General features: G+C 61.3%; 27 protein-coding genes. 25 read left to right on the top strand and 2 right to left on the bottom strand.

Annotated features, from left to right (window positions below; translation table 11 throughout):
* Window positions 1-41 precede the first annotated feature (41 nt).
* The 20 genes from fliN to CGA22_RS03715 all read left to right on the top strand — a co-directional run bounded on the left by fliN (window position 42) and on the right by CGA22_RS03715 (window position 18,534).
* Window positions 42-500 carry a flagellar motor switch protein FliN gene (gene fliN, locus CGA22_RS03810; protein WP_041020352.1) on the top strand — a complete coding sequence of 153 codons (459 nt, stop codon included), beginning with the start codon at window positions 42-44 and terminating at the stop codon, window positions 498-500.
* Window positions 501-527: 27 nt separating this feature from the next.
* Window positions 528-938, top strand: a complete 411-nt coding sequence (gene fliO / locus CGA22_RS03805; protein ID WP_041020363.1) for a flagellar biosynthetic protein FliO — start codon at window positions 528-530, stop codon at window positions 936-938.
* Window positions 938-1,687, top strand: a complete 750-nt coding sequence (gene fliP / locus CGA22_RS03800) for a flagellar type III secretion system pore protein FliP (RefSeq protein ID WP_041020353.1) — start codon at window positions 938-940, stop codon at window positions 1,685-1,687. Before fliO ends, fliP begins: the two co-directional genes overlap by 1 nt.
* Window positions 1,688-1,708: 21 nt before the next feature.
* Window positions 1,709-1,978, top strand: a complete 270-nt coding sequence (gene fliQ, locus CGA22_RS03795; protein WP_041020354.1) for a flagellar biosynthesis protein FliQ — start codon at window positions 1,709-1,711, stop codon at window positions 1,976-1,978.
* A 4-nt stretch (window positions 1,979-1,982) separates the two neighbouring features.
* Window positions 1,983-2,765 carry a flagellar biosynthetic protein FliR gene (gene fliR / locus CGA22_RS03790; RefSeq protein WP_041020355.1) on the top strand — a complete coding sequence of 261 codons (783 nt, stop codon included), beginning with the start codon at window positions 1,983-1,985 and terminating at the stop codon, window positions 2,763-2,765.
* A 3-nt stretch (window positions 2,766-2,768) separates the two neighbouring features.
* A complete protein-coding gene (flhB, locus tag CGA22_RS03785; RefSeq protein ID WP_041020356.1) occupies window positions 2,769-3,908 on the top strand; it encodes a flagellar biosynthesis protein FlhB in 1,140 nt (379 codons plus the stop codon).
* A gap of 244 nt (window positions 3,909-4,152) precedes the next feature.
* Window positions 4,153-6,282, top strand: a complete 2,130-nt coding sequence (gene flhA / locus CGA22_RS03780; RefSeq protein ID WP_041020364.1) for a flagellar biosynthesis protein FlhA — start codon at window positions 4,153-4,155, stop codon at window positions 6,280-6,282.
* A gap of 11 nt (window positions 6,283-6,293) precedes the next feature.
* Window positions 6,294-7,643, top strand: a complete 1,350-nt coding sequence (gene flhF, locus CGA22_RS03775; protein WP_041020357.1) for a flagellar biosynthesis protein FlhF — start codon at window positions 6,294-6,296, stop codon at window positions 7,641-7,643.
* A gap of 115 nt (window positions 7,644-7,758) precedes the next feature.
* Complete coding sequence (gene fleN, locus CGA22_RS03770) at window positions 7,759-8,589, top strand: flagellar synthesis regulator FleN (RefSeq protein WP_003184001.1); 831 nt, start codon at window positions 7,759-7,761, stop codon at window positions 8,587-8,589.
* Window positions 8,586-9,329 (top strand): RNA polymerase sigma factor FliA, encoded by a 744-nt coding sequence (fliA, locus tag CGA22_RS03765; RefSeq protein ID WP_024778673.1) that lies wholly within the window; start codon window positions 8,586-8,588, stop codon window positions 9,327-9,329. Before fleN ends, fliA begins: the two co-directional genes overlap by 4 nt.
* Before the next feature lie 166 nt (window positions 9,330-9,495).
* Window positions 9,496-9,867 carry a chemotaxis response regulator CheY gene (locus tag CGA22_RS03760; RefSeq protein WP_003183998.1) on the top strand — a complete coding sequence of 124 codons (372 nt, stop codon included), beginning with the start codon at window positions 9,496-9,498 and terminating at the stop codon, window positions 9,865-9,867.
* An 18-nt stretch (window positions 9,868-9,885) separates the two neighbouring features.
* On the top strand, window positions 9,886-10,674 hold the full coding sequence (locus tag CGA22_RS03755) for a protein phosphatase CheZ (RefSeq protein ID WP_041023450.1): 789 nt from the start codon (window positions 9,886-9,888) through the stop codon (window positions 10,672-10,674).
* A 24-nt stretch (window positions 10,675-10,698) separates the two neighbouring features.
* The gene (locus tag CGA22_RS03750; RefSeq protein ID WP_188258481.1) at window positions 10,699-12,978 is read left to right on the top strand and encodes a chemotaxis protein CheA; all 2,280 of its coding nucleotides are present in this window, start codon (window positions 10,699-10,701) and stop codon (window positions 12,976-12,978) included.
* A 48-nt stretch (window positions 12,979-13,026) separates the two neighbouring features.
* Window positions 13,027-14,151, top strand: coding sequence for a chemotaxis response regulator protein-glutamate methylesterase (locus CGA22_RS03745; protein ID WP_041022217.1), 1,125 nt, complete (start codon window positions 13,027-13,029; stop codon window positions 14,149-14,151).
* Window positions 14,151-14,891, top strand: coding sequence for a flagellar motor protein (locus tag CGA22_RS03740; RefSeq protein WP_041022218.1), 741 nt, complete (start codon window positions 14,151-14,153; stop codon window positions 14,889-14,891). Before CGA22_RS03745 ends, CGA22_RS03740 begins: the two co-directional genes overlap by 1 nt.
* Window positions 14,892-14,906: 15 nt before the next feature.
* Window positions 14,907-15,791, top strand: coding sequence for a flagellar motor protein MotD (motD, locus tag CGA22_RS03735; protein WP_041022219.1), 885 nt, complete (start codon window positions 14,907-14,909; stop codon window positions 15,789-15,791).
* A 49-nt stretch (window positions 15,792-15,840) separates the two neighbouring features.
* Window positions 15,841-16,632, top strand: a complete 792-nt coding sequence (locus tag CGA22_RS03730) for a ParA family protein (RefSeq protein ID WP_041022220.1) — start codon at window positions 15,841-15,843, stop codon at window positions 16,630-16,632.
* Window positions 16,633-16,712: 80 nt separating this feature from the next.
* A complete protein-coding gene (locus CGA22_RS03725) occupies window positions 16,713-17,585 on the top strand; it encodes a CheW domain-containing protein (RefSeq protein WP_041022221.1) in 873 nt (290 codons plus the stop codon).
* A 70-nt stretch (window positions 17,586-17,655) separates the two neighbouring features.
* Window positions 17,656-18,141 carry a chemotaxis protein CheW gene (locus tag CGA22_RS03720; RefSeq protein ID WP_024778681.1) on the top strand — a complete coding sequence of 162 codons (486 nt, stop codon included), beginning with the start codon at window positions 17,656-17,658 and terminating at the stop codon, window positions 18,139-18,141.
* Window positions 18,142-18,534, top strand: a complete 393-nt coding sequence (locus tag CGA22_RS03715) for a DUF2802 domain-containing protein (RefSeq protein WP_041022222.1) — start codon at window positions 18,142-18,144, stop codon at window positions 18,532-18,534.
* A gap of 160 nt (window positions 18,535-18,694) precedes the next feature.
* Here the strand turns inward: CGA22_RS03715 and CGA22_RS03710 are convergent, their stop codons facing one another.
* Both CGA22_RS03710 and CGA22_RS03705 read right to left on the bottom strand, forming a co-directional pair.
* A complete protein-coding gene (locus CGA22_RS03710) occupies window positions 18,695-19,024 on the bottom strand; it encodes an EscU/YscU/HrcU family type III secretion system export apparatus switch protein (RefSeq protein WP_041022223.1) in 330 nt (109 codons plus the stop codon).
* Complete coding sequence (locus CGA22_RS03705; protein ID WP_041022224.1) at window positions 19,021-20,592, bottom strand: flagellar hook-length control protein FliK; 1,572 nt, start codon at window positions 20,590-20,592, stop codon at window positions 19,021-19,023. The genes CGA22_RS03710 and CGA22_RS03705 overlap by 4 nt, the downstream gene beginning before the upstream one ends.
* Before the next feature lie 199 nt (window positions 20,593-20,791).
* Here CGA22_RS03705 and ccmA point away from each other — a divergent pair, with 199 nt between their 5' ends.
* The 5 genes from ccmA to ccmE all read left to right on the top strand — a co-directional run bounded on the left by ccmA (window position 20,792) and on the right by ccmE (window position 23,567).
* Window positions 20,792-21,427 (top strand): cytochrome c biogenesis heme-transporting ATPase CcmA, encoded by a 636-nt coding sequence (ccmA, locus tag CGA22_RS03700; protein WP_041022225.1) that lies wholly within the window; start codon window positions 20,792-20,794, stop codon window positions 21,425-21,427.
* Window positions 21,424-22,092 (top strand): heme exporter protein CcmB, encoded by a 669-nt coding sequence (ccmB, locus tag CGA22_RS03695; RefSeq protein ID WP_041022226.1) that lies wholly within the window; start codon window positions 21,424-21,426, stop codon window positions 22,090-22,092. The genes ccmA and ccmB overlap by 4 nt, the downstream gene beginning before the upstream one ends.
* 94 nt (window positions 22,093-22,186) lie before the next feature.
* Window positions 22,187-22,942, top strand: a complete 756-nt coding sequence (locus tag CGA22_RS03690) for a heme ABC transporter permease (RefSeq protein ID WP_041022227.1) — start codon at window positions 22,187-22,189, stop codon at window positions 22,940-22,942.
* Entirely contained in the window at window positions 22,939-23,115 is a 177-nt protein-coding gene (ccmD, locus tag CGA22_RS03685; RefSeq protein ID WP_041022228.1) for a heme exporter protein CcmD, read from the top strand. The genes CGA22_RS03690 and ccmD overlap by 4 nt, the downstream gene beginning before the upstream one ends.
* The gene (ccmE, locus tag CGA22_RS03680) at window positions 23,112-23,567 is read left to right on the top strand and encodes a cytochrome c maturation protein CcmE (protein ID WP_024778689.1); all 456 of its coding nucleotides are present in this window, start codon (window positions 23,112-23,114) and stop codon (window positions 23,565-23,567) included. Before ccmD ends, ccmE begins: the two co-directional genes overlap by 4 nt.
* Window positions 23,568-23,569 lie beyond the last annotated feature (2 nt).

The following is a 23,569-nucleotide window of genomic DNA, read 5'->3' as shown; positions in this document are numbered from 1 at the left end:
ATTTACGTTTTCAACTGATTTTTGCCCGCCGAGGACAAATGATGGCTAATGATATGAACAACCAGGACGACCAGTCGCTGGCTGACGAATGGGCTGCCGCCCTGGAAGAAGCCGGTGAAACCGGACAGGACGACATCGACGCCTTGCTGGCCGCGGACACCGGTGCTCATGCGTCCAATCGCCTGCAAATGGAAGAGTTTGGCAGCGTGCCGAAAAGCAACGAGCAGGTGACGCTGGACGGGCCGAATCTGGATGTGATTCTCGACATCCCCGTGTCGATCTCCATGGAAGTGGGGAGCACCGACATCAACATCCGCAACCTGCTGCAACTCAACCAGGGTTCGGTGATCGAGCTCGATCGCCTGGCGGGTGAGCCGCTGGACGTGCTGGTCAACGGCACCCTGATCGCCCATGGCGAAGTGGTGGTGGTCAACGAGAAGTTCGGCATTCGCCTGACGGACGTGATCAGCCCGAGCGAACGCATCAAGAAGCTGCGCTGAGTGAAAGGTCTTTTCGCTACCACCCTGATGCTGCCATTGAGCGTCATGGCGGCCGAGCCCGCGAGCACCGTGGCCACCGCGTCGACGGCCGGTAGCGGCATGGCCGGACAACTGGCGCAACTGATGCTCGGCCTGCTGCTGGTGCTGGGATTGATCTTCTTCCTGGCCTGGCTGCTGCGACGCGTGCAGCAGGCGGGGCCGACCGGCAAGGGGCAGGTCATTGATATCGTTGGCTCCCGCGCACTCGGTCCGCGGGACCGGTTGGTGCTGGTGCAGGTCGGCAGCGAGCAAATCCTGCTGGGCCTGAGTCCAGGTTCCATCACCGCGCTGCATGTCCTCAAGGAGCCGGTGCAGGTGCCTGCCACCGACCAGGCCACCCCCGAATTTGCCCAGCGCCTCATGGAGCTGCTGGGTAAAGACCAGAAGGATAAGAAGTAATGCCGTTGCGCATTCTGTTGGCGTTGGCCCTGATGCTGGCCGCGCCGTTGGTGTTCGCCGCCGACCCGTTGTCGATCCCGGCGATCACCCTCGGTACCAATGCCCAAGGGGCCCAGGAATATTCGGTCAGCCTGCAGATCCTGCTGATCATGACCGCGCTGAGTTTCATCCCGGCGTTCGTCATGCTGATGACCAGCTTCACCCGGATCATCATCGTCTTTTCGATCCTGCGCCAGGCCCTGGGTTTGCAGCAGACGCCGTCGAACCAGATCCTCACCGGCATGGCGCTGTTCCTGACCATGTTTATCATGGCCCCGGTATTCGACCGGGTGAACCAGGATGCGCTGCAACCTTACCTGGCGGAAAAGATCACCGCCCAGGACGCGGTGGCCAAGGCTGAAGTGCCGATCAAGGACTTCATGCTGGCCCAGACCCGCAGCAGCGACCTGGAGTTGTTCATGCGCCTGTCCAAGCGCACCGACATCCCCAGTGCCGATCAGGCACCGCTGACCATCCTGGTGCCGGCATTCGTGACCTCCGAACTGAAAACCGCGTTCCAGATCGGTTTCATGATTTTCATCCCGTTCCTGATCATCGACCTGGTGGTCGCCAGCGTGCTCATGGCGATGGGTATGATGATGCTGTCGCCGCTGATCATTTCCCTGCCGTTCAAGATCATGCTGTTCGTCCTGGTAGATGGCTGGGCCTTGATCATTGGCACCCTGGCGGGCAGTTTCGGTGGTGTTTAGACCATTTGCAGGTAGGGCGATATGACTCCTGAAGTAGCGGTAGACCTGTTCCGCGAAGCGCTCTGGCTGACGACCGTGATGGTCGCCATCCTGGTGATTCCCAGCCTGCTGGTGGGCCTGTTGGTGGCAATGTTCCAGGCCGCGACCCAGATCAACGAACAAACCCTGAGCTTCCTGCCACGCCTGCTGGTCATGCTGGTGACGCTGATCGTCTCCGGGCCCTGGCTGGTGCAGACCTTCATGGAATACATCCAGCGCCTGTACGGCAGTATTCCGCAGTTGATTGGCTGACCCGATGTCGATGCTCGCGCTGACGGACACCCAGATCGGCTCTTGGGTAGCGGCTTTCGTCTTGCCGCTGTTTCGTGTCACTGCCGTGTTGATGAGCATGCCGGTATTTGGTACGACCCTGGTGCCGAGGCGCGTACGCCTGTATTTCGCCCTGGCTATCACGGTGGTCATCGCACCCGGGTTGCCACCGATGCCGCCGGTTCATGCCCTGGACCTCAGTGCATTGATGCTAGTGGCCGAACAGATCCTCATCGGGTCCTTGATGGGGTTTTCGCTGCAACTGTTTTTCCAGGCGTTCGTGGTGGCCGGGCAAATCATTTCGATTCAGATGGGCATGGCTTTTGCCTCCATGGTCGACCCCACGAACGGTGTGAACACGGCGGTGATCGGTCAATTTCTGACGATGCTGGTGACGTTGCTGTTCCTCGCCATGAACGGACATCTGGTGGTGTTCGAGGTATTGACCGAGAGTTTCACCACGATGCCGGTGGGCAGTGCGCTGTTGGTCAATCATTTCTGGGAGGTTGCCGGCAAGCTCGGCTGGGTCCTGGGGGCGGCGATGGTATTGGTGCTGCCTGCGATCACGGCTTTGCTGGTGGTCAACATCGCTTTTGGGGTGATGACCCGGGCGGCGCCGCAGTTGAACATTTTTTCCATCGGCTTTCCGCTGACCCTTGTGCTGGGTATGGTGATTTTCTGGGTCAGTCTGGGGGATATCCTCAATCAGTATCAGCCGCTGGCTACCCAGGCCTTGCAGCTGCTACGCGACATGGCACAGGCGCGCTGAACCATGGCCGAGAGCGAGAGTGGCCAGGACAAGACAGAAGACCCCACGGACAAGCGCAGGCGCGAGTCCCGGGAGAAGGGCGAGATCGCGCGCTCCAAGGAGCTCAATACCCTCGTGGTGATGCTGGCGGGTGCTGGCGGGCTGCTGATCTATGGCGGTGGATTGGCCCTGGACCTGCTGGAAATCATGCGCCTGAATTTCTCCCTGCCTCGTGAAGTGCTGCTCAGTCCGGGGGCCATGGCGCAATACTTGTTGCACTCGGGCAAGATCGCGATTGTGGCGGTGCAGCCGATCCTGATCTTTTTGCTCCTGGCGGCTTTCCTCGGCCCGATTTCCCTGGGGGGATGGTTGTTCGCGGCGGGTAGCCTGGCTCCCAAGTTCAGTCGGATGAATCCGTTGGCGGGCCTCAAGCGCATGTTTTCCCCTTCGGCCCTGATGGAGCTGCTCAAGGCTTTCGGGAAATTCCTGCTGGTCCTGTCCGTGGCTTTGGCGGTGTTGTATTCGGACATCGACGACGTGCTGCGCATCGCCCATGAACCGTTGGAGCAGGCCATCATGCACAGCGTGCAACTGGTGGGCTGGAGCACCTTGTGGATGGCTTGCGGACTGATTCTGATTGCAGCCATCGATGTGCCGATCCAGCTGTATCAGAGCAAGCAGAAGCTGATGATGACCAAGCAGGAGGTTCGCGACGAGTACAAGGAGGCGGAGGGCAAGCCGGAGGTCAAGCAGCGGATTCGCCAGTTGCAACATGAGGTGTCTCAGCGGCGGATGATGGCGGCGATCCCGACGGCCGACGTGGTCATCACCAACCCGACCCACTACGCCGTGGCGCTCAAGTACGACCCGGACAAAGGCAACGCTCCGGTGTTGCTGGCCAAGGGCAGCGATTTCCTGGCGCTGAAGATCCGTGAGATTGCCGTGGCCAATGAAGTGATGCTACTGGAGTCGCCGGCCCTGGCGCGATCGATCTATTACTCCACCGAGCTCGACCAGGAAATTCCTGGCGGGCTGTACCTGGCGGTGGCACAGGTACTGGCCTACGTTTATCAGATCCGCCAGCACCGCGCTGGCAAGGGCAAGCGCCCCGATCCGCTCAAGGACCTGCCGATCCCGCCGGATCTGCGCCGCGATCCTGAATAGGCTGCGCCAGGTACTGCTGATGACCAATCTGTGGGAGCGAGCCTGCTCGCGATAGCGGCCTTCCAGTCAATCCCTTCATCGCTGAACCAGCGCCATCGCGAGCAGGCTCGCTCCCACAGGTTCTTCTTTCTGGCTCCGAGGCTTGTATTTCAAGGTCTGGCAAAAGTTGGAAGGCTTCTTGCAATACCCCGTCTGCGCCTGTTTCGGGCGTCAAAAGTTTGCTTCACAGGAACGGGGAATTTTGGTGGATCGCTCTCAGTTACTCAGCACCGCGCGCAGCAACGTCGTAGACCTCAGCCGGGGCAATCTGGGCGTGCCGCTGTTGCTGCTGGTCATGCTCGCCATGATGATGCTGCCGGTGCCGCCGTTCCTGCTGGACGTGTTCTTCACGTTCAACATCGCCTTGTCGATCGTGGTGCTGCTGGTATGCGTGTATGCCCTGCGCCCGCTGGATTTCGCCGTGTTCCCGACCATTCTGCTGGTGGCTACGCTCCTGCGCCTGGCGCTGAACGTGGCGTCCACTCGCGTGGTCATGCTCCACGGCCAGGAAGGCCATGCCGCCGCCGGTAAGGTGATCCAGGCCTTCGGTGAGGTGGTGATCGGCGGTAACTACGTGGTCGGTATCGTGGTCTTCGCCATTCTGATGATCATCAACTTCGTGGTGGTCACCAAGGGTGCCGGGCGTATTTCCGAGGTGAGCGCGCGTTTCACCCTCGACGCCATGCCTGGTAAGCAAATGGCAATCGACGCCGACCTCAACGCCGGCCTGATCGATCAGAGCCAGGCCAAGCTCCGTCGTCTGGAGGTGGCCCAGGAGGCCGAGTTCTACGGCTCCATGGACGGTGCGAGCAAGTTCGTGCGGGGTGACGCCATCGCCGGCCTGCTGATCCTGTTCATCAACCTGATCGGTGGCATGGCCGTCGGTATCCTCCAGCATCAGATGAGTTTCGGTGACGCAGGCAAGGTTTACGCCTTGCTGACCATCGGTGACGGTTTGGTGGCGCAATTGCCATCACTGTTGTTATCCACAGCCGCGGCGATCATGGTGACCCGTGCTTCGGGCTCCGAAGACATGGGCAAGCAGATCGGCCGGCAGATGTTCGCCTCGCCCAAGGCTCTGGCCGTAGCCGCCGGTCTGATGGCCGTGATGGGCCTGGTTCCGGGTATGCCGCACATTTCCTTCCTGAGCATGGCCGCCTTGGCGGCAGGCGGCGCCTATCTGTTCTGGAAGAAGCAGAACGCGCAGAAAGTCCAGGCATTGCAAGAGGTCAAGCGTCAGCAGGAACTGCTGCCATCGCCGGCCCGTGCCCTGGAGACCAAGGAGCTGGGCTGGGACGACGTGACCCCTATCGACATGATCGGCCTGGAAGTCGGCTATCGCCTGATTCCGTTGGTGGATCGCAACCAGGGTGGCCAACTGTTGGCGCGGATCAAGGGCGTGCGCAAGAAGCTGTCCCAGGATCTGGGCTTCCTGATGCCCACCGTGCATATCCGCGACAACCTCGATCTGGCGCCCAGCGCCTATCGCCTGACGCTGATGGGGGTGATCCTGGCCGAAGCCGAGATCTACCCGGACCGCGAACTGGCGATCAACCCGGGTCAGGTCTATGGTTCGCTCAATGGCATTACCGCCAAGGATCCAGCTTTTGGCCTGGAAGCGGTGTGGATTGAAATCAGTCAGCGGGCCCAGGCCCAGTCCCTCGGTTACACCGTGGTGGACGCCAGTACGGTGGTTGCGACGCATTTGAACCAGATTTTGTACAAGCACTCCAGCGAGTTGATCGGCCACGAAGAAGTCCAGCAATTGCTGCAGGTGCTGGCCAAAGGCTCACCGAAACTGGCCGAGGAGCTGGTGCCGGGTGTGGTTTCGTTGTCGCAGTTGCTCAAGATTTTGCAGGCGCTGCTGGCCGAACAGGTGCCGGTACGCGACATCCGCAGTATTGCCGAAGCCATCGCCAACAACGCTTCCAAGAGTCAAGATACCGCCGCCATGGTGGCCGCGGTGCGGGTCGGCGTATCCCGTGCAATCGTCCAAAGCATTGTAGGCACTGAGTCGGAGCTGCCTGTGATCACGCTGGAGCCAAGGTTGGAACAGATATTGCTCAATAGTCTTCAGAAGGCAGGACAAGGCTCGGAAGAGGGTGTTCTGCTGGAGCCGAGCATGGCCGAGAAGCTGCAACGTTCGTTGATCGAGGCAGCCCAGCGGCAAGAGATGCAAGGCCAACCGGTGATCCTGCTGGTGGCGGGTCCGATTCGTGCGATGCTTTCGCGATTCGGTCGCCTCGCGGTCCCGGGGCTGCATGTGCTGGCGTACCAGGAAATACCGGACAACAAGCAAGTGACCATTGTTGCGACAGTAGGGCCCAACGGCTGAGGTAGTGGGTTATGCAAGTGAAGCGTTTTTTCGCCGCCGATATGCGTCAGGCCATGAAACTGGTTCGTGACGAGCTGGGCGCCGAAGCAGCCATCATCGGCAACCGCCGGATCGCCGGTGGTGTCGAGCTGACGGCGGCCCTGGACTACAAACTGTCTGCGCTGGCCCCGCGGGTTCCGAACATGGAACTTGAGGATGAGCTGCGCAAGACCCAATCGCGCATCGCCAGCGCCCAGGCCGAATTGAGCCTGCGCAGCAGCGAAGGCGAGGCCGTCGCGGGCACCAATCGTCAATTGTTTGCCGGCCAGCCGTTGACCGCAGGCCTGCCGCTGACCGCTGCCGAACCGCTGATCGAGCCGACCCCGGTAGAGCCGCGTCGTCCGGCACCGGCGCCTGCCGCGCCGGCTCCTGGTATCGACCCACGTGCGCTGGACTCGATGCGTTTCGAACTCAACAGCCTGCGCGAACTGATGGAAGTCCAGCTCGGCTCCCTGGCCTGGAACCAACTGCAAGGCAGTCGTCCGGCCCAGGCCAACCTCTGGCGCCGTCTGCAACGCATCGGCCTGTCCGGCCCGCTGGCACGCGACCTGTTGGCGCTGATCAACGATATCCACGAGCCTCGCCAGGCCTGGCGCATGTTGCTGGCACATCTGGCGCGGATGATCGCCACGCCTGAAGTCGAGCCGCTGGAAGAGGGCGGGGTGATTGCCATGGTCGGCCCGGCCGGCATGGGCAAGACCACCACCCTGGCCAAGCTCGCCGCCCGCTATGTACTCAAGTACGGTGCCCAGAGCATTGCCCTGGTCAGCATGGACAGCTTCCGTATCGGCGCCCAGGAGCAACTCAAGACCCTGGGCCGGATTCTCAACGTGTCGGTGACCCATGTGGATCCGGGGCAATCCCTGGCTCAGGCGCTGGAACCGTTGTTGCGCAAGCGCGTCGTGCTGATCGATACCGCAGGCCTGCAAGCCAGCGATCCGGCCCTGCGCATGCAGCTTGAAAGCCTGGCCGGGCGTGGCATCAGGTCAAAAAATTATCTCGTGTTGGCAACCACCAGCCAGAAACAGGTTCTAACCGCCGCCTACCACAGCTACAAACGCTGCGGATTGGCCGGTTGCATCCTGACCAAGCTGGACGAAACGGCAAGCCTGGGCGAGGTCTTGAGCCTGGCGATCGGTCACGATCTGCCGGTGGCGTACCTGACCGATGGGCCGCGGATCCCGGATGATTTGCATCTGCCGCGTCGCCACCAACTGGTCAGCCGTGCCGTGAGTGTGCAAATGCAGGACGAACCCAGCGAAGAAGCCATGGCTGATATGTTCGCTGATATCTACCACAGCCCGACCAAGCAGGTTGGCTGAGGTAATCATGAATATTTTTTGTACCTACATCGATGGTCTGCCAGGCAATGTTCCGTATGTGAACGCGCAGCCAGTAATGTGGCCTCCGTCTAAGTAAGACAGGTAAAGAACGAACATGGGCAGCATGCATCCCGTACAGGTGATCGCGGTGACCGGCGGCAAAGGTGGCGTCGGCAAGACTAACGTGTCAGTGAACTTGTCCCTGGCTCTGGCAGAGCTTGGCCGACGGGTCATGCTGCTGGACGCCGACCTGGGCCTGGCGAACGTGGACGTGCTGCTGGGGCTTACACCCAAACGCACGCTGGCGGACGTGATCGAAGGCCGCTGCGAACTGCGTGACGTGCTGTTGCAGGGGCCGGGCGGGATCCGCATCGTGCCGGCCGCTTCCGGCACCCAGAGCATGGTTCACCTGACCCCGGCCCAGCACGCCGGCCTCATCCAGGCATTCAGCGACATCGGTGACAACCTCGATGTGCTGGTGATCGACACGGCGGCGGGTATCGGTGATTCGGTCGTCAGTTTCGTGCGTGCCGCCCAGGAAGTGCTGCTGGTGGTCTGCGACGAGCCCACCTCCATCACCGACGCCTATGCCCTGATCAAACTCTTGAACCGCGACTACGGCATGAACCGCTTCCGCGTCCTGGCAAACATGGCCCAGAGCCCTCAGGAAGGGCGCAACCTGTTCGCCAAGTTGACCAAGGTCACCGATCGCTTCCTGGACGTTGCCCTGCAGTATGTCGGTGCCGTGCCGTACGACGAGAGCGTTCGCAAGGCCGTCCAGAAACAACGTGCCGTCTATGAAGCTTTTCCCCGTTCCAAATGCGCGCTGGCATTCAAGGCGATCGCCCAGAAGGTCGATACCTGGCCATTGCCGGCCAACCCACGTGGGCATCTGGAGTTTTTCGTCGAGCGTCTCGTGCAACAAACAGCAGGGCCCGTGTTATGACAGCCAGCGGTTACAACCACCTCTACAAAAAATCGGCACGGGACGCCCAATACGAGTTGATCGAGCGTTACGCGCCCCTGGTCAAGCGCATCGCCTATCACTTGCTGGCGCGGTTGCCGGCCAGCGTCCAGGTCGAAGACCTGATCCAGGCGGGCATGATCGGCCTGCTCGAAGTGGCGAACAAATACGACGCGAGCAAGGGCGCCAGTTTCGAGACGTACGCCGGTATCCGCATTCGCGGCGCGATGCTCGACGAAGTCCGCAAGGGCGACTGGGCACCCCGTTCGGTGCACCGTAATACCCGCATGGTCAGTGACGCCATTCGCGCTATTGAAGCGAAAACCGGACGAGACGCTAAAGATCACGAGGTTGCGGCCGAACTCCAGTTGAGTCTCGATGATTATTACGGGATTTTGAACGATACCTTGGGCAGCCGTCTGTTCAGTTTCGACGACCTGTTGCAGGACGGCGATCATGAAGGGCTGCACGAGGATGGAGCGAGTACTCACATGGAGCCTGCGCGTGATCTGGAGGACGAGCGTTTCCAGAGTGCGCTGGCCGATGCGATTGCCAATTTGCCGGAGCGTGAGCGACTGGTCTTGGCGCTGTACTACGACGAAGAGCTGAACCTCAAGGAAATCGGTGAAGTCCTGGGGGTCAGTGAATCGCGGGTCAGTCAGTTACACAGCCAGTGCGCTGCCCGTTTGCGGGGGCGTTTGGGGGAGTGGCGAGCGCGCTGACAATCGGTGCGGGGAGGTTGCGAACAGGGTTTGCGTGGCATGTGTTACGCAGTCTCGATCCGTTGTGCCCCAAGCCGTTGTCGAATGCTGTACCGGATTGATTGAAATGGCGCGTTCAGGTGCTGCACGCGTTTAAGACTGCTTGGAGGTCGAATTGGACAAGAACATGAAAATCCTCATTGTTGATGACTTTTCAACGATGCGGCGGATCATAAAAAACCTGTTGCGTGACCTTGGGTTCACCAACACGGTCGAGGCCGACGATGGCACCACTGCCATCCCGGTTCTCAACAGCGGAAGCATCGACTTTCTGGTGACTGACTGGAACATGCCTGGCATGACCGGTATCGACTTGCTGCGCCATGTGCGCGCCGATGAAAAACTCAAGCACCTTCCAGTGCTGATGGTCACCGCCGAAGCCAAGCGCGAGCAGATCATCGAAGCGGCCCAAGCCGGTGTGAACGGCTACGTGGTCAAACCCTTCACGGCCCAGGCGTTGAAAGAAAAGATCGAAAAGATCTTCGAACGCATCGGTTAACGGCGCCACGGGGGAGCTATGGAGAATAACGAAGCTTCAATGGGCGATTTCGAATCGACCCTTAAAAAACATGCCCGCGAACTGGTCGACAGCCTTGAAAAAGGTCGTTTCGGCGATGCTGTCCAGATGATCCACGAGCTCAATCAGACCCGGGATCGTGGTCTGTACCAGGAAGTCGGCAAGCTCACCCGTGAATTGCACAGCGCGATCGTCAATTTCCAGATCGATCCGAACATGCCCCAGGCCGAGGAGGTCTCGCAGATCACTGACGCGACCGAGCGGCTGTCCTACGTGGTCAAGCTGACCGAGGCCGCCGCCAACCGCACCATGGACCTGGTGGAAAGCGCCACGCCGCTGGTCAATGGCCTTGGCGATGAAGCCCAGGCCTTGAGCGCCGACTGGGGCCGTTTCATGCGTCGAGAAGTCGGTGCGGAAGAATTCCGCGACCTGGCTCGTCGGGTTGACGGTTTTCTGACACGCAGCAGCGCGGATAACCGCGCGGTCGCGAGCAACCTCAACGATATTCTGCTGGCCCAGGACTATCAGGACCTGACCGGCCAGGTGATCAAGCGCGTTACCCAATTGGTCACCGAAGTCGAAAGCAATTTGCTCAAATTGGTGTTGATGGCCAGCCAGGTCGACCGCTTTGCGGGCATCGAGCACGACCGTGAAGCGATGCTTGCTGAAAAAGATCCACAAAAACATCTCTCTCAGGGTGAAGGTCCGCAAATTCATGCCGATAAAAGAGAAGACGTTATGTCCGGTCAGGACGATGTGGACGATTTGCTGTCCAGCCTTGGATTTTAGCCCTGTTTTAGGAGCACCCCATTAATGAGCTTCGGCGCCGATGAAGAGATCCTTCAGGATTTCCTGGTTGAGGCCGGCGAGATTCTAGAGCAACTCTCCGAACAATTGGTCGAGCTGGAAAGCCGACCGGATGATGCGGATCTGCTCAATGCAATCTTTCGCGGTTTCCACACTGTAAAAGGAGGCGCCGGCTTCCTTCAGCTCAACGAGCTGGTGGAGTGCTGCCACATTGCCGAGAACGTGTTCGACATCCTGCGCAAGGGTGAGCGTCGCGTGGATTCGGAGTTGATGGACGTGGTGCTCGAAGCGCTGGACGCGGTCAACAGCATGTTCAGCGAGGTGCGTGACCGTTCGCCGATCACCGCCGCCACGCCTGAGTTGCTCGCCGCGCTGTCGCGCCTGGCCGAGCCGCAATCGGCTGACGAAGCCGCTCCGGTCGAGACCATGGTCGAAGAACCTGCTGTCGAGGAGCCAGTCGCCGAGGAATCGGGCGATATTACCGATAACGAATTCGAACAGTTGCTGGACTCCCTGAGTGCCGTCAAGGCCGAAGCCCAGGCCCAGGCCAAGGCTCCGGTAGCGACTGCGCCCGCCGATACCGGCGCGGCCAGCGATGAAATCACCGATGCGGAGTTCGAATCGCTGCTCGATCAGCTGCACGGCAAGGGCCAGTTCGCCGTCGATGCGGTTGTCCCGCCGGCGGCCCCAACCCCAGCCGCGCCGAAAACCGCAGGCGACAGTTCCGACATCACCGACGATGAATTCGAAGCCTTGCTCGATCAGTTGCATGGCAAGGGTACTTTTGCCGTTGATGCACTGGAGTCGGCCATTGCCTCCACGCCGGCCCCGAGCAAGCCAGCCGCCGCAGCGGCCGGTAGCGACCTGATCACCGACCAGGAATTCGAATCCCTGCTCGACGATCTGCACGGCAAAGGCAAGTTCAGCGAAGTCGGCACGGGCTCTGCTGCGCCAGCTGCCGCACCGGCCGCCAAGGCCGCGCCAAAACCAGCCGCCAAGGCACCTGAACCCAAGGCCGAGACGCCGGCCCCCGCGCCGAAGCCTGCCGCCGCCGCTGCGCCTGCGCCAGCCCGTGCACCGGCCGCGTCTGCACCGGCGGAAAAACCGACCAGTGAAGCCGAGACCACCGTTCGGGTCGACACCGCGCGCCTGGACGAGATCATGAACATGGTCGGCGAGCTGGTGTTGGTGCGTAACCGTCTGGTGCGCCTGGGCCTCAACAGCCAGGACGAAGCCATGTCCAAGGCCGTGTCGAACCTCGACGTGGTTACGGCCGATCTGCAGACCGCGGTCATGAAGACCCGGATGCAGCCGATCAAGAAAGTCTTCGGGCGCTTCCCGCGCCTGGTACGTGACCTGGCTCGCCAGCTCAAGAAAGAAATCAACCTGGAACTGGTGGGTGAAGAAACCGACCTCGACAAAAACCTTGTCGAGGCCCTGGCCGACCCGCTGGTCCACTTGGTGCGCAACGCGGTCGACCATGGCATCGAGTCGCCGGAAGAACGCGAAGCCGCGGGCAAGGTCCGCAGCGGCAAGGTGATCCTGGCCGCCGAGCAGGAGGGTGACCACATCCTGCTGTCGATCTCCGACGACGGCAAAGGCATGGACCCCGAAGTGCTGCGTGCCATCGCCGTCAAACGCGGCGTGATGGACAAGGACGCCGCCGACCGCCTGAGCGACACCGAGTGCTACAACCTGATCTTCGCCCCTGGCTTTTCGACCAAGACCGAGATTTCCGACGTGTCGGGTCGTGGCGTGGGGATGGACGTGGTGAAAACCAAGATTTCCCAGCTCAACGGTTCGATCAACATCCACTCGGTCAAAGGCTCGGGCTCGAAGATCCTCATCAAGGTCCCGCTGACCCTGGCGATCATGCCGACCCTGATGGTGATGCTGGGCAACCAGGCGTTCGCTTTCCCGCTGGTCAACGTCAACGAGATCTTCCACCTCGACCTGTCGCGCACCAACGTGGTGGACGGCCAGGAAGTGGTGATCGTGCGGGACAAGGCACTGCCGTTGTTCTACCTCAAGCGTTGGCTGGTCAGCTCCGCGGCGCATGTGGAGCAGGGCGAGGGCCACGTGGTGATCCTTTCGGTGGGCACCCAGCGGATCGGCTTCGTCGTCGACCAGCTCGTCGGCCAGGAAGAAGTGGTCATCAAGCCGTTGGGCAAGATGCTCCAGGGCACCCCGGGCATGTCCGGCGCCACCATCACCGGCGACGGCCGCATCGCGCTGATCCTCGATGTACCGAGCATGCTCAAGCGTTACGCCGCGCGGCGTATTTGATTCTGGAGGGGCGTGGCCTGGCGCCACGCCTCGTCTAACGGAGTGTTTATGGTAGTTAAAGTCCTGGTGGTGGACGATTCGGGGTTCTTCCGCCGCCGCGTCTCGGAAATTCTCTCGGCGGACACGACGATTCAGGTCGTCGGTACCGCAACTAATGGTAAAGAGGCAATCGATCAGGCCCTGGCACTCAAGCCGGACGTGATCACCATGGACTATGAGATGCCAATGATGGATGGCATCACGGCGGTGCGGCATATCATGCAGCGCTGCCCGACTCCGGTATTGATGTTCTCGTCCCTGACCCACGAAGGCGCTCGTGTCACCCTCGACGCGCTGGACGCCGGTGCGGTGGATTTCCTGCCGAAGAACTTCGAAGACATCTCGCGCAACCCCGACAAGGTTCGGCAGTTGCTGTGCGAGAAGGTCCACAGCATTTCCCGCAGCAACCGCCGCGTGAGTGCCTACACCCCGGCGGCCCCTGCGCCTGTGGCTGCACCGAGTCCTGCGCCATCGTCGGGCAGTTTCAATCCGCCCCCGGTACGCAGTGCCCCGACCCCTGCGCCCGCACGTTCGGCCCCGGCCAGCGCGTCGTCGCCGGCACCCAAGCGCAAGGCCTACAAGCTGGTTGCCATCGGCACGTCCACCGGTGGGCCGGTGGCGCTGCAGCGGGTGCTGACCCAGTTGCCAGCCAACTTCCCGGCTCCCATTGTGTTGATCCAGCACATGCCCGCGGCCTTTACCAAGGCGTTCGCCGAACGCCTGGACAAGTTGTGTCGCATCAGCGTCAAGGAGGCCGAGGACGGCGATATCCTGCGGCCGGGCCTGGCGCTGCTGGCCCCGGGTGGCAAGCAGATGATGGTCGACGGTCGCGGCGCGGTGAAAATCCTCCCGGGCGACGAGCGCCTGAACTACAAGCCCTGTGTAGACATTACCTTCGGTTCCGCAGCCAAATCCTACGGTGACAAAGTTCTGGCGGTGGTGCTGACCGGCATGGGGGCCGATGGTCGCGAAGGTGCCCGCCTGCTCAAGCAGGGTGGCAGTGCGATCTGGGCCCAGGACGAAGCCAGTTGCGTGATCTATGGCATGCCGATGGCGATTGTCAAAGCGGACCTGGCCGACGCGGTGTACGGGTTGGACGACATCGGTAAATACCTGGTCGAGGCGTGCCTGTAATGGATGTCCTCAGCCTGATCGGCATCATCATGGCGTTCGTCGCCATCATTGGTGGCAACTATCTGGAAGGCGGTCATCTCGGCGCCCTGGCCAATGGCCCGGCGGCGCTGATCGTGCTCGGTGGCACCATCGGCGCCGCGCTGCTGCAGTCGCCGATGAGTGCGTTCAAGCGCGCTATGCAGGTGCTGGTCTGGATTCTGTTTCCACCGCGGGTCGACCTGGCCGGCGGTATCGATCGCGTCGTGAACTGGAGCCTGACCGCCCGCAAGGAAGGCTTGCTCGGTCTGGAAGGTGTGGCCGATGCCGAACCTGACAACTATTCGCGAAAAGGTCTGCAGTTACTGGTGGACGGTGCCGAGCCGGAAGCCATCCGCAGCATCCTGGAAGTGGATTTCTATACCCAGGAAAGCCGCGATATCGAAGCGGCCAAGGTTTTCGAAAGCATGGGCGGCTATGCACCAACTATCGGCATCATTGGTGCGGTAATGGGTCTGATCCACGTCATGGGCAACCTGGCCGACCCCTCGCAGTTGGGTAGCGGCATTGCCGTGGCGTTCGTCGCCACCATCTATGGCGTGGCCAGTGCCAACCTGGTGTTGTTGCCGATCGCCGCCAAACTCAAATCCATTGCCTTGCGCCAGTCGCGTTATCGCGAAATGTTGCTGGAAGGAATCCTGTCGATCGCCGAAGGTGAGAATCCGCGCTCCATTGAATTGAAGCTCCAGGGCTTCATGGATTAATGGGAGTAATGGACCATGGCGCGTCGCCGGAATCATGAAGAGCACGTCAACCATGAGCGTTGGCTGGTGTCCTACGCCGACTTCATCACGTTGCTGTTCGCCTTTTTCGTGGTCATGTATTCGATTTCCTCGGTCAACGAGGGCAAATACAAGGTCATCTCCGAAGCGCTGATCGGCGTCTTCACCGACTCGGACCGCGCGCTCAAGCCGATTCCCATTGGCGACGAGCGGCCCAAGACGACCACGCCGGCCAAGCCGTTGGTCCGCGACGCCGAACAGGTCGATGCTGGCATTGCCGGTGGCAGTGATCCGTTGAAAAGCATCGCCGACGACATCAGCGCGGCATTCGGCGACCTGATCAGCTCCAACCAGATGACCGTGCGCGGCAACGAGCTGTGGGTGGAGATCGAACTCAACTCCAGCCTCTTGTTCGGCAGTGGCGACGCCATGCCCAGCGACATGGCGTTCCACATCATCGACAAGGTGGCGACGATCCTGAAACCGTTCGACAACCCGATCCATGTGGAAGGGTTCACGGATGACCAGCCGATCCGCACCGCGCAGTACCCGACCAACTGGGAGCTGTCTTCGGCGCGTTCGGCGAGCATCGTCCGCATGCTTGCCATGCAGGGTGTGAACCCCGGTCGCCTGGCGTCGGTGGGGTATGGCGAGTTTCAGCCGGTGGCCAATAACGCCACCGTCGAAGGGCGGGCGAAAAATCGGCGCGTGGTGCTGGTGGTGTCGCGCAACCTTGATGTACGCCGCAGCCTGACCGGTACCGGTACGGCCAACGCAACACCGGACGCTGCATTGAAGCGGGCTGGCACACAAACTGCACCGACCCCGGTCAAGACACCGGGAAGACAGAGCGCCGTCAATTCTCCGTCACCCGCTTTATAACCGAGCTATTTCTCGGCCGGACCTGTTTCGGCCGGGAGGAACGATCTGAATGAGAGTCTGGGCAGTTGCCAATCAAAAAGGTGGCGTGGGTAAAACCACTTCTTCCATCGCTTTAGCCGGATTACTGGCCGAGGCGGGCAAGCGTGTGGTCATTGTCGACCTGGACCCCCATGGCTCGATGACCAGCTATTTTGGCTACGATCCCGATAGCCTGGAGCACAGCAACTACGACCTGTTCCTGCACCGGGGCAGTGTGCCTGAAGGCTTGCCGGGGCAGTTGCTGCTGTCCACCAGCGACGAGCGGATTTCCCTGTTGCCGTCGAGCACCGCGCTGGCCACCCTGGAGCGGCAGTCGCCGGGACAGGGCGGGTTGGGCCTGGTGATCGCCAAGAGTCTGGCGCAACTGTGGCAGGATTTCGATTACGCGATCATCGACAGTCCACCCCTGCTGGGTTTGTTGATGGTCAATGCCTTGGCGGCCAGCCAGCAACTGGTGATCCCGGTGCAGACCGAGCACCTGGCGGTCAAGGGGCTGGAGCGGATGGTCAACACCCTGGCGATGGTCAACCGCTCACGCAAGCAGTCGCTGGCGTTCAATATCGTGCCGACCCTGTTCGACCGCCGTACCCAGGCGTCCATGGGGACCCTGCGGGTGTTGCGGGACATGTACCCGGATGACATCTGGCAAGGCTACATCCCGGTCGACACGCGCTTGCGCGATGCCAGCCGCGCTGGCGTAACCCCTTCCCAGTTCGATGGCAAAAGCCGTGGCGTGCTGGCTTACCGGGCTTTGCTCAAGCACCTGCTGGCCCAGCAGCTTGTTCCTCAGCAGGTGGCCTGATTGAACGCGTCTAAAAGCTCTGCAGGCTCAAGTCTGATGGCATTCATGCCGATAACGTTCATATGCGGTGCACTGTTTTCATGAACCGCCCGATCAAGACAACCTCGCGTCCGCAAATGGCCCTGCAGTCCTACCTGGACGGGCTGTTGCAGGAAGCGACCGAAGAATTGCCACCGGAACCGAGCGTGCCCGAGGCTTTGCCCGCGCCCGTCGAAGCCGAAGGTGTGCTGGATGAGTTTCAGGCAGCCGTGCTCGAGGAGCAGGCCCGTGATGCACGCAAACCCGTGGTTGCCGCAGCGGTGGAGGCGCCGGTCGCCAGGCCATCGGTGAAAGTCATGGAGGCGCCTGCGCCGGTGCTCGCTGCGGTTTCCACCGTTGCACCGTTGTTGCAGGGCCTGGTGACGCCGGTGGTGGAAGTCCATCTGCCACCGAGCAATACCCCGCCGCCGGTAGAGACGGACGACCGTCCGGCCTGGGCCGCCGAGCCGTTCGAGTGCCTGTTGTTCGATGTGGCCGGGTTGACCCTGGCGGTGCCGCTGGTATGCCTGGGATCGATTTACTCCCTGGCGGGGCACGAATTGACGCCGTTGTTTGGCCAGCCGGATTGGTTCCTTGGAATCCTGCCGAGCCAGGCCGGCAACCTGAAGGTACTGGATACGGCGCGCTGGGTGATGCCGGACCGTTATCGCGATGATTTTCGCCAGGGCCTGCAATACGTGATTTCGGTCCAGGGTTACGAGTGGGGATTGGCGGTGCACCAGGTCAGCCGTTCGCTGCGTCTGGACCCGAACGAGATCAAGTGGCGCAGCCATCGAGGGCAACGGCCATGGCTGGCGGGTACGGTGATCGAGCACATGTGCGCCTTGCTGGACGTTTCCGAGCTGGCCGAACTGATCGCCAGCGGCGGGGCAAAACACCTGGGCGGCACCAAGCCGGTCCAGAAACCGAAATAACACAGCCGGTGGCGCACAGCGTCACGGCGCAGAACACACCGCCACAGGCGGTTTTTCGAGGGGTCAGGGTATGAATGATAAGGCGTCGTCTCTCAAGGGTTCCGAAGATCCGATCCTGCAATGGGTCACCTTCAAACTCGATAACGAAACCTACGGCATCAACGTGATGCGCGTGCAGGAAGTGCTGCGCTACACCGAGATCGCTCCGGTTCCGGGTGCGCCAAGCTACGTGCTGGGGATCATCAACCTGCGGGGCAACGTGGTCACGGTGATCGACACCCGCCAGCGTTTTGGCCTGAATTCCACCGAGGTCAACGACAACACCCGTATCGTGATCATCGAGGCCGACAAGCAAGTGGTCGGTATCCTGGTCGACAGCGTGGCCGAAGTGGTTTACTTGCGTCAGTCGGAAATCGAAACCGCGCCTAACGTCGGTAACGAAGAGTCGGCCAAGTTCATCCAGGGCGTCTGCAACAAGAACAACGAGTTGCTGATTCTGGTCGAGCTGGAAAAAATGATGAGCGAAGAAGAGTGGTCGGAACTGGAGAGTATCTGATTGATTCTTGAGGTAGCAGTCGTTGTCCTGTTCCTTTTCTGGGCAGGCACGTTGGCGATGTTCCTGGCGTATATACGCGACCAGCGGCAGATTGCCGCTCAACAGGCTCAGGGCGATGCGCTGCGTGATCAGCGCATCAGGGACCTGGCCAAGCGTGTCGACGATTACCAGAACGGTACCGTGCGCATGGGTGAAGCCATCCATGAGCTGCGCGCCGTGGTCGGCCCGTTACCGGACAAACTGGCCCAACTGGAACAGCGCGACCCCTCGAGCTTGTCCTTTGCCCAGGCCGCAAGGCTGGTGGGCATGGGCGCCAGTGTCGACGAACTGACCCAGGCCTGTGGCTTGACCCAGGCCGAGGCGGAGTTGATGAGCAAGTTGCACAGGGGCTGAGGATCGCTTCCAGTCAAGGATCAAACGCCCTGGAACCTGTGGGAGCAAAGCTTGCTCGCGATAGCGGTAGGACAGTCAATGGCATTCTCGACTGGCGGTGCCCCTATCGCGAGCAAGCTTTGCTCCCACAGGCTTCTTCGCTGCAGCCATGTGGCGTGACTCAGTAATCCTCCCCGCGCTCCGTCACATCCTTCTCGACACTCGGGGCATGCGGGTCGAACCCCTTGGGAAACTTACCCTTGAGGTTCCACGCAAACGCAATGATCTCGGCGATGGTGAGATACAACTCCTGCGGAATACTCTCCCCCAGTTCCAGCCGGGCCAGGAGCTTCACCAGCTCGGCATTCTCATAGATCGGCACTTCACTGTCCCGGGCGATCCGCAGGATCTCCTCGGCCAGGGCTTCGTCGCCCTTGGCGGTGAGGGTCGGGGCGTGGTGGCCGTCATATTTGAGGGCGATGGCCTGGCGCGGTTCGGTGTGGGTTGTCATGCGGTTTCGTCCACCCAGCGTTGTTCGAGTCGGGTCTTGGGGCCTTGGGGCGGAGTGCCGACGTGGCAGTCCAGGTCTGCGACGTTCAGGCCGCAGGTCACCAGGCGCTCACGCAGTGCGGCCAGGTTGCGTTCGATGAGGTTCGCCGTGTAGGGCCGTTCCGCCCACAACTGGCTGGACAAGCTGCCACTGAGCAATTGCGCCTGGACCTGCAGAGGCCCCAACGGCTCCACGTCGAATGCCAACTCGACCCGCCAGAGCTGCTGCTTGGCCTCACGTTCCTCCCTGCGCTCGTCGGGTTGTTCCCGAGGTGGGGTTTCCTCGCGTTGGAATTTGACCTGCAATGGCACGATGTCCTGCAGGTTGCGCATCGGGATTTCCAGTTGCCAGGTGCTCATCAGCCGGCCATCGTCGGTCAGGCCGGTCTGCTCCAGGCTCGACAGCTGATGGCTTTGCAGGCGCGACACAGCGGCAGCGGCGAGGCGCAGCAGGTGTTCGAGGTCGCCTTCGTCGTCCTGGCCCTTGAGTAGGCGAGAGGGTAGGGGGAAGCCGGTGGGTTGTGGCTTCGCGCTGACCTGGCCGAGCGTGCCCAAGGCGTTGCGTACGAAGCTGGGCAGGGCCTGGGCCAGGGTGTTGGCGGCGATGACTGCGCCGAGATTGGTGGAGGCGGGCAGCGTCGTTGTCAGTTGGGCGATCAGCTTCAGCAGATCACCCTTGAGGTCCGCTGCCAGGCTCGGTGGTTGTCCGGCCAGCAGTTTGCTTTCCAGGAATACCCCGCTGGCGGCCAGGGCCTGGGCCAGGCCCTTGGGCGTGCTCAATTGCTGCACATCCGGCAGGCCGGCCAGCAGACGTGTCACCGCGGCGCGCAGTTCGACACCGGTCTCATCCGTCGCGGGCAGTTCCTGCAGGGCGCTGATCAGACTGTCCAGCGAACCCTGACGACTCACCTGGGTCACCAGTTGCTGGCTCACCGCCAATTGTTCCTGGCGGTTGCTCAGCGGAATGAACTTCAACGTCTGGGCATCCTGTACCTGGGCGCTCAACAGCGTGCCGATACGCAGCGGCTGAGGGCTGTCGATGTCCAGGGTGCTGCCGGCCTGGGCGGTATTGAGCAAACTCACCAGCGACCGATACACCGCTGGTTGTCCCGGCAGCTGGGGCAACGCCTGGCTGGTAATCACCTTGCCTTGTAACAGGGTACCGACCGGCAACTGCGTGGTGTCGATACGAGTCAGGGTCGCAATGCTGGAGGCAACGGCCTGTTGTACAGTAATCGCCAGGTTACTGGCGGACGGCTGGGTCACTGCCAGGCTGGTGCCCTGTGGCAACGGCTGGTTGCTGGTGGCCTGCACCGTAGTCTGACGACCGCTTTCCAGGGTGACCTTGAGCAATAGCTGGAAAGTCTGGTCTGCCTGCTTGAGCGACAACACCTCGGCACTGGCCGTCTGGCCGGCACCGATCAAGCCTTCGACCGGCGTCAGCAGTTTGAGCAACTCGCCACCGACCGCCGGCGTACGTGTCGTTGCCGTGGGCTGGGGCAGCGGCTGGATGTTCATGTCGCCTGTCATTTGCGGTCTTACCCTGGAAACTAATTGAGAACGCTCCCTGGGGGCATGGCATGTATAATGCCGCCCGTCTTTCAGGGAGTGGCGAAAACCTTGCAATTGTTTGACGCAGCTCTGTGGAACGGGCCGTCAATGCATCTATGCTGCATCTCTTTAACGGCCGCTGCACCGCCGACTTAAACCGTATAAGGCTCGCGATCCCTTGACCAGTCCTCTCTTGCAAACCGTCGGCCTCGCCTGTGAGCGAGACCTGCGGCTGCTTTTCGAACACCTCGAATTGAGACTCTCGCCAGGCGATATGGTGCAAGTCAGTGGCCCCAACGGCAGCGGCAAGACCAGCCTGTTGCGCCTGCTGGCGGGGTTGATGCAGCCGACCGCGGGCCAGGTGTTGCTCAATGGCCAGCCCTTGCAGGCGCAGCGCAGCGAACTGGCCCGCAACCTGCTCTGGATCGGCCACGCCGCCGGGATCAAGGATCTGCTGACTCCCGAAGAAAACCTCAGCTGGCTTTGTGCGCTGCATCGGCCCGCTGGTCGTGAGGCGATCTGGCAGGCGTTGGCCATGGTAGGGTTGCGCGGCTTCGAAGATGTGCCATGCCATACCTTGTCCGCTGGTCAGCAGCGCCGCGTGGCCCTGGCCCGGTTGTACCTGGACAGCCCGCCGCTGTGGATTCTCGACGAACCGTTCACCGCCCTGGACAAGCAGGGCGTGGCGCAGCTCGAGGAACACCTGGCCCGGCATTGCGAGAGCGGTGGCACGGTGCTGTTGACCACCCACCACACGCTGGCCCGGATGCCGTCGGGTTATCGCAACATTGATCTGGGGAACTGGGCCGTATGAGTGTGTTTGGCCTGTTGCTTGCCCGCGAAGCGCGCCTGTTGTTCCGCCGTCCGGCCGAACTGGCCAACCCACTGGTGTTCTTCGCGATCGTCATTGCGTTGTTCCCGTTGGCAGTCGGCCCGGAGACTCAATTGTTGCAAACCTTGTCGCCGGGGCTGGTCTGGGTGGCGGCGCTTTTGTCGGTCCTGCTCTCGCTGGACGGGCTTTTCCGCAGTGATTTCGAAGACGGTTCCCTGGAACAGTGGGTCCTTTCGTCGCACCCCTTGGCCCTTCTGGTTTTGGCCAAGGTACTGGCACACTGGGTTTTTTCCGGTCTGGCGCTGGTATTGCTCTCGCCACTGCTGGCGATGATGCTGGGGTTACCCGCCGCGTGCATGCCGGTGCTGCTGGTCTCGCTGCTGCTGGGTACACCGGTGCTGAGCCTGCTCGGTGCGGTGGGCGCGGCCTTGACGGTGGGCTTGAAACGCGGCGGCCTGTTGCTGGCATTGCTGATCCTGCCGCTGTATATCCCGGTGTTGATCCTCGGCAGTGGCGCCTTGCAAGCCTCCTTGCAAGGCATGCCGGCGACCGGTTATCTGCTCTGGCTTGGGAGCCTGACCGCCCTGGCGATAACCCTGACACCCTTTGCAATAGCCGCTGGCCTGAAGATCAGCGTCGGCGAATAATAATGAGGCCTGGTCAAAAAATGACCACTTCCTGTGAAGTTAAGGCAGACCCGGCGGCACGTGACAGCGCGCCGCAACCGTGATGGAAACAGCAATGAACTGGACCTGGTTTCATAAGCTCGGCTCACCCAAATGGTTCTACGGCATCAGCGGCAAATTGTTGCCCTGGCTGAGCATTGCCGCACTGCTGCTGATTGGCATCGGCGTGGTCTGGGGCCTGGCGTTCGCGCCGCCGGATTATCAACAGGGCAACAGCTTCCGGATCATCTACATCCATGTGCCGACAGCGATGCTCGCCCAGTCGATCTACGTCATGCTGGCGGTATGCGGTGTGGTCGGGCTGGTCTGGAAGATGAAGCTGGCCGACGTTGCCTTGCAATGCGCCGCGCCTATCGGTGCCTGGATGACCGCTGTGGCGCTGGTCACCGGAGCGATCTGGGGCAAACCGACCTGGGGGTCGTGGTGGGTCTGGGATGCCCGACTGACGTCGATGCTGATCCTGCTGTTCCTGTACTTCGGTCTTATTGCGTTGAGCAACGCCATCAGCAATCGTGAGAGTGCGGCCAAGGCCTGCGCGGTGCTGGCGATTGTCGGTGTGATCAACATCCCGATCATCAAGTATTCGGTGGAGTGGTGGAACACCCTGCATCAGGGCGCGACGTTCACCCTCACCGAGAAGCCGGCGATGCCGGTGGAGATGTGGCTGCCGCTGCTGCTGACGGTGCTGGGTTTCTACTGTTTCTTCGGCGCGGTGCTATTGCTGCGCATGCGCCTGGAAGTGCTCAAGCGCGAAGCCCGGGCCAGTTGGGTGAAGGCCGAAGTACAGAACAGCCTGGAGGCCGCTCGATGAGTTTCGCTTCATTCGGCGATTTCCTCGCCATGGGCCATCATGGCCTGTATGTCTGGTCCGCCTACGGCATCTGCCTGGCGGTACTGGCCCTCAACGTGGCGGTGCCGCTCCTGGCCCGCAAGCGGTATCTGCAACAAGAGGCGCGTCGTCTGCGCCGGGAGAACGGTCAGTGAATCCGCTGCGCAAAAAACGTCTTGTCATCATCCTGGCGATCCTGGTGGGTGTCGGTGCCGCGGTCGGCCTGGCCTTGAGCGCCCTGCAGCAGAACATCAATCTGTTCTACACCCCGACCCAGATCGCCAATGGCGAAGCGCCCAAGGACACCCGCATCCGGGCTGGCGGCATGGTGGAGAAGGGTTCGCTGGTACGTTCCGGGGATTCGCTGGACGTGAAGTTCAACGTCACCGACTTCAACAAGACCGTGACCATCACTTATCGCGGCATCCTCCCGGACCTGTTCCGTGAAGGGCAGGGCATCGTCGCCCTGGGCAAGCTCAATGCCGATGGCGTGGTGGTGGCCGACGAAGTGCTGGCCAAGCACGACGAAAAATACATGCCGCCGGAAGTGACCAAGGCCTTGAAAGACAGTGGTCAGTCGGCGCCTGCTCCCGTGAAGGAGGGCTGATC

This window comes from Pseudomonas sp. PSB18 (assembly GCF_014596565.1).
Lineage (GTDB): Bacteria > Pseudomonadota > Gammaproteobacteria > Pseudomonadales > Pseudomonadaceae > Aquipseudomonas.
Note: the sequence above shows the minus strand (reverse complement) of the source record. Positions and strands in the feature narration are given on the sequence as shown.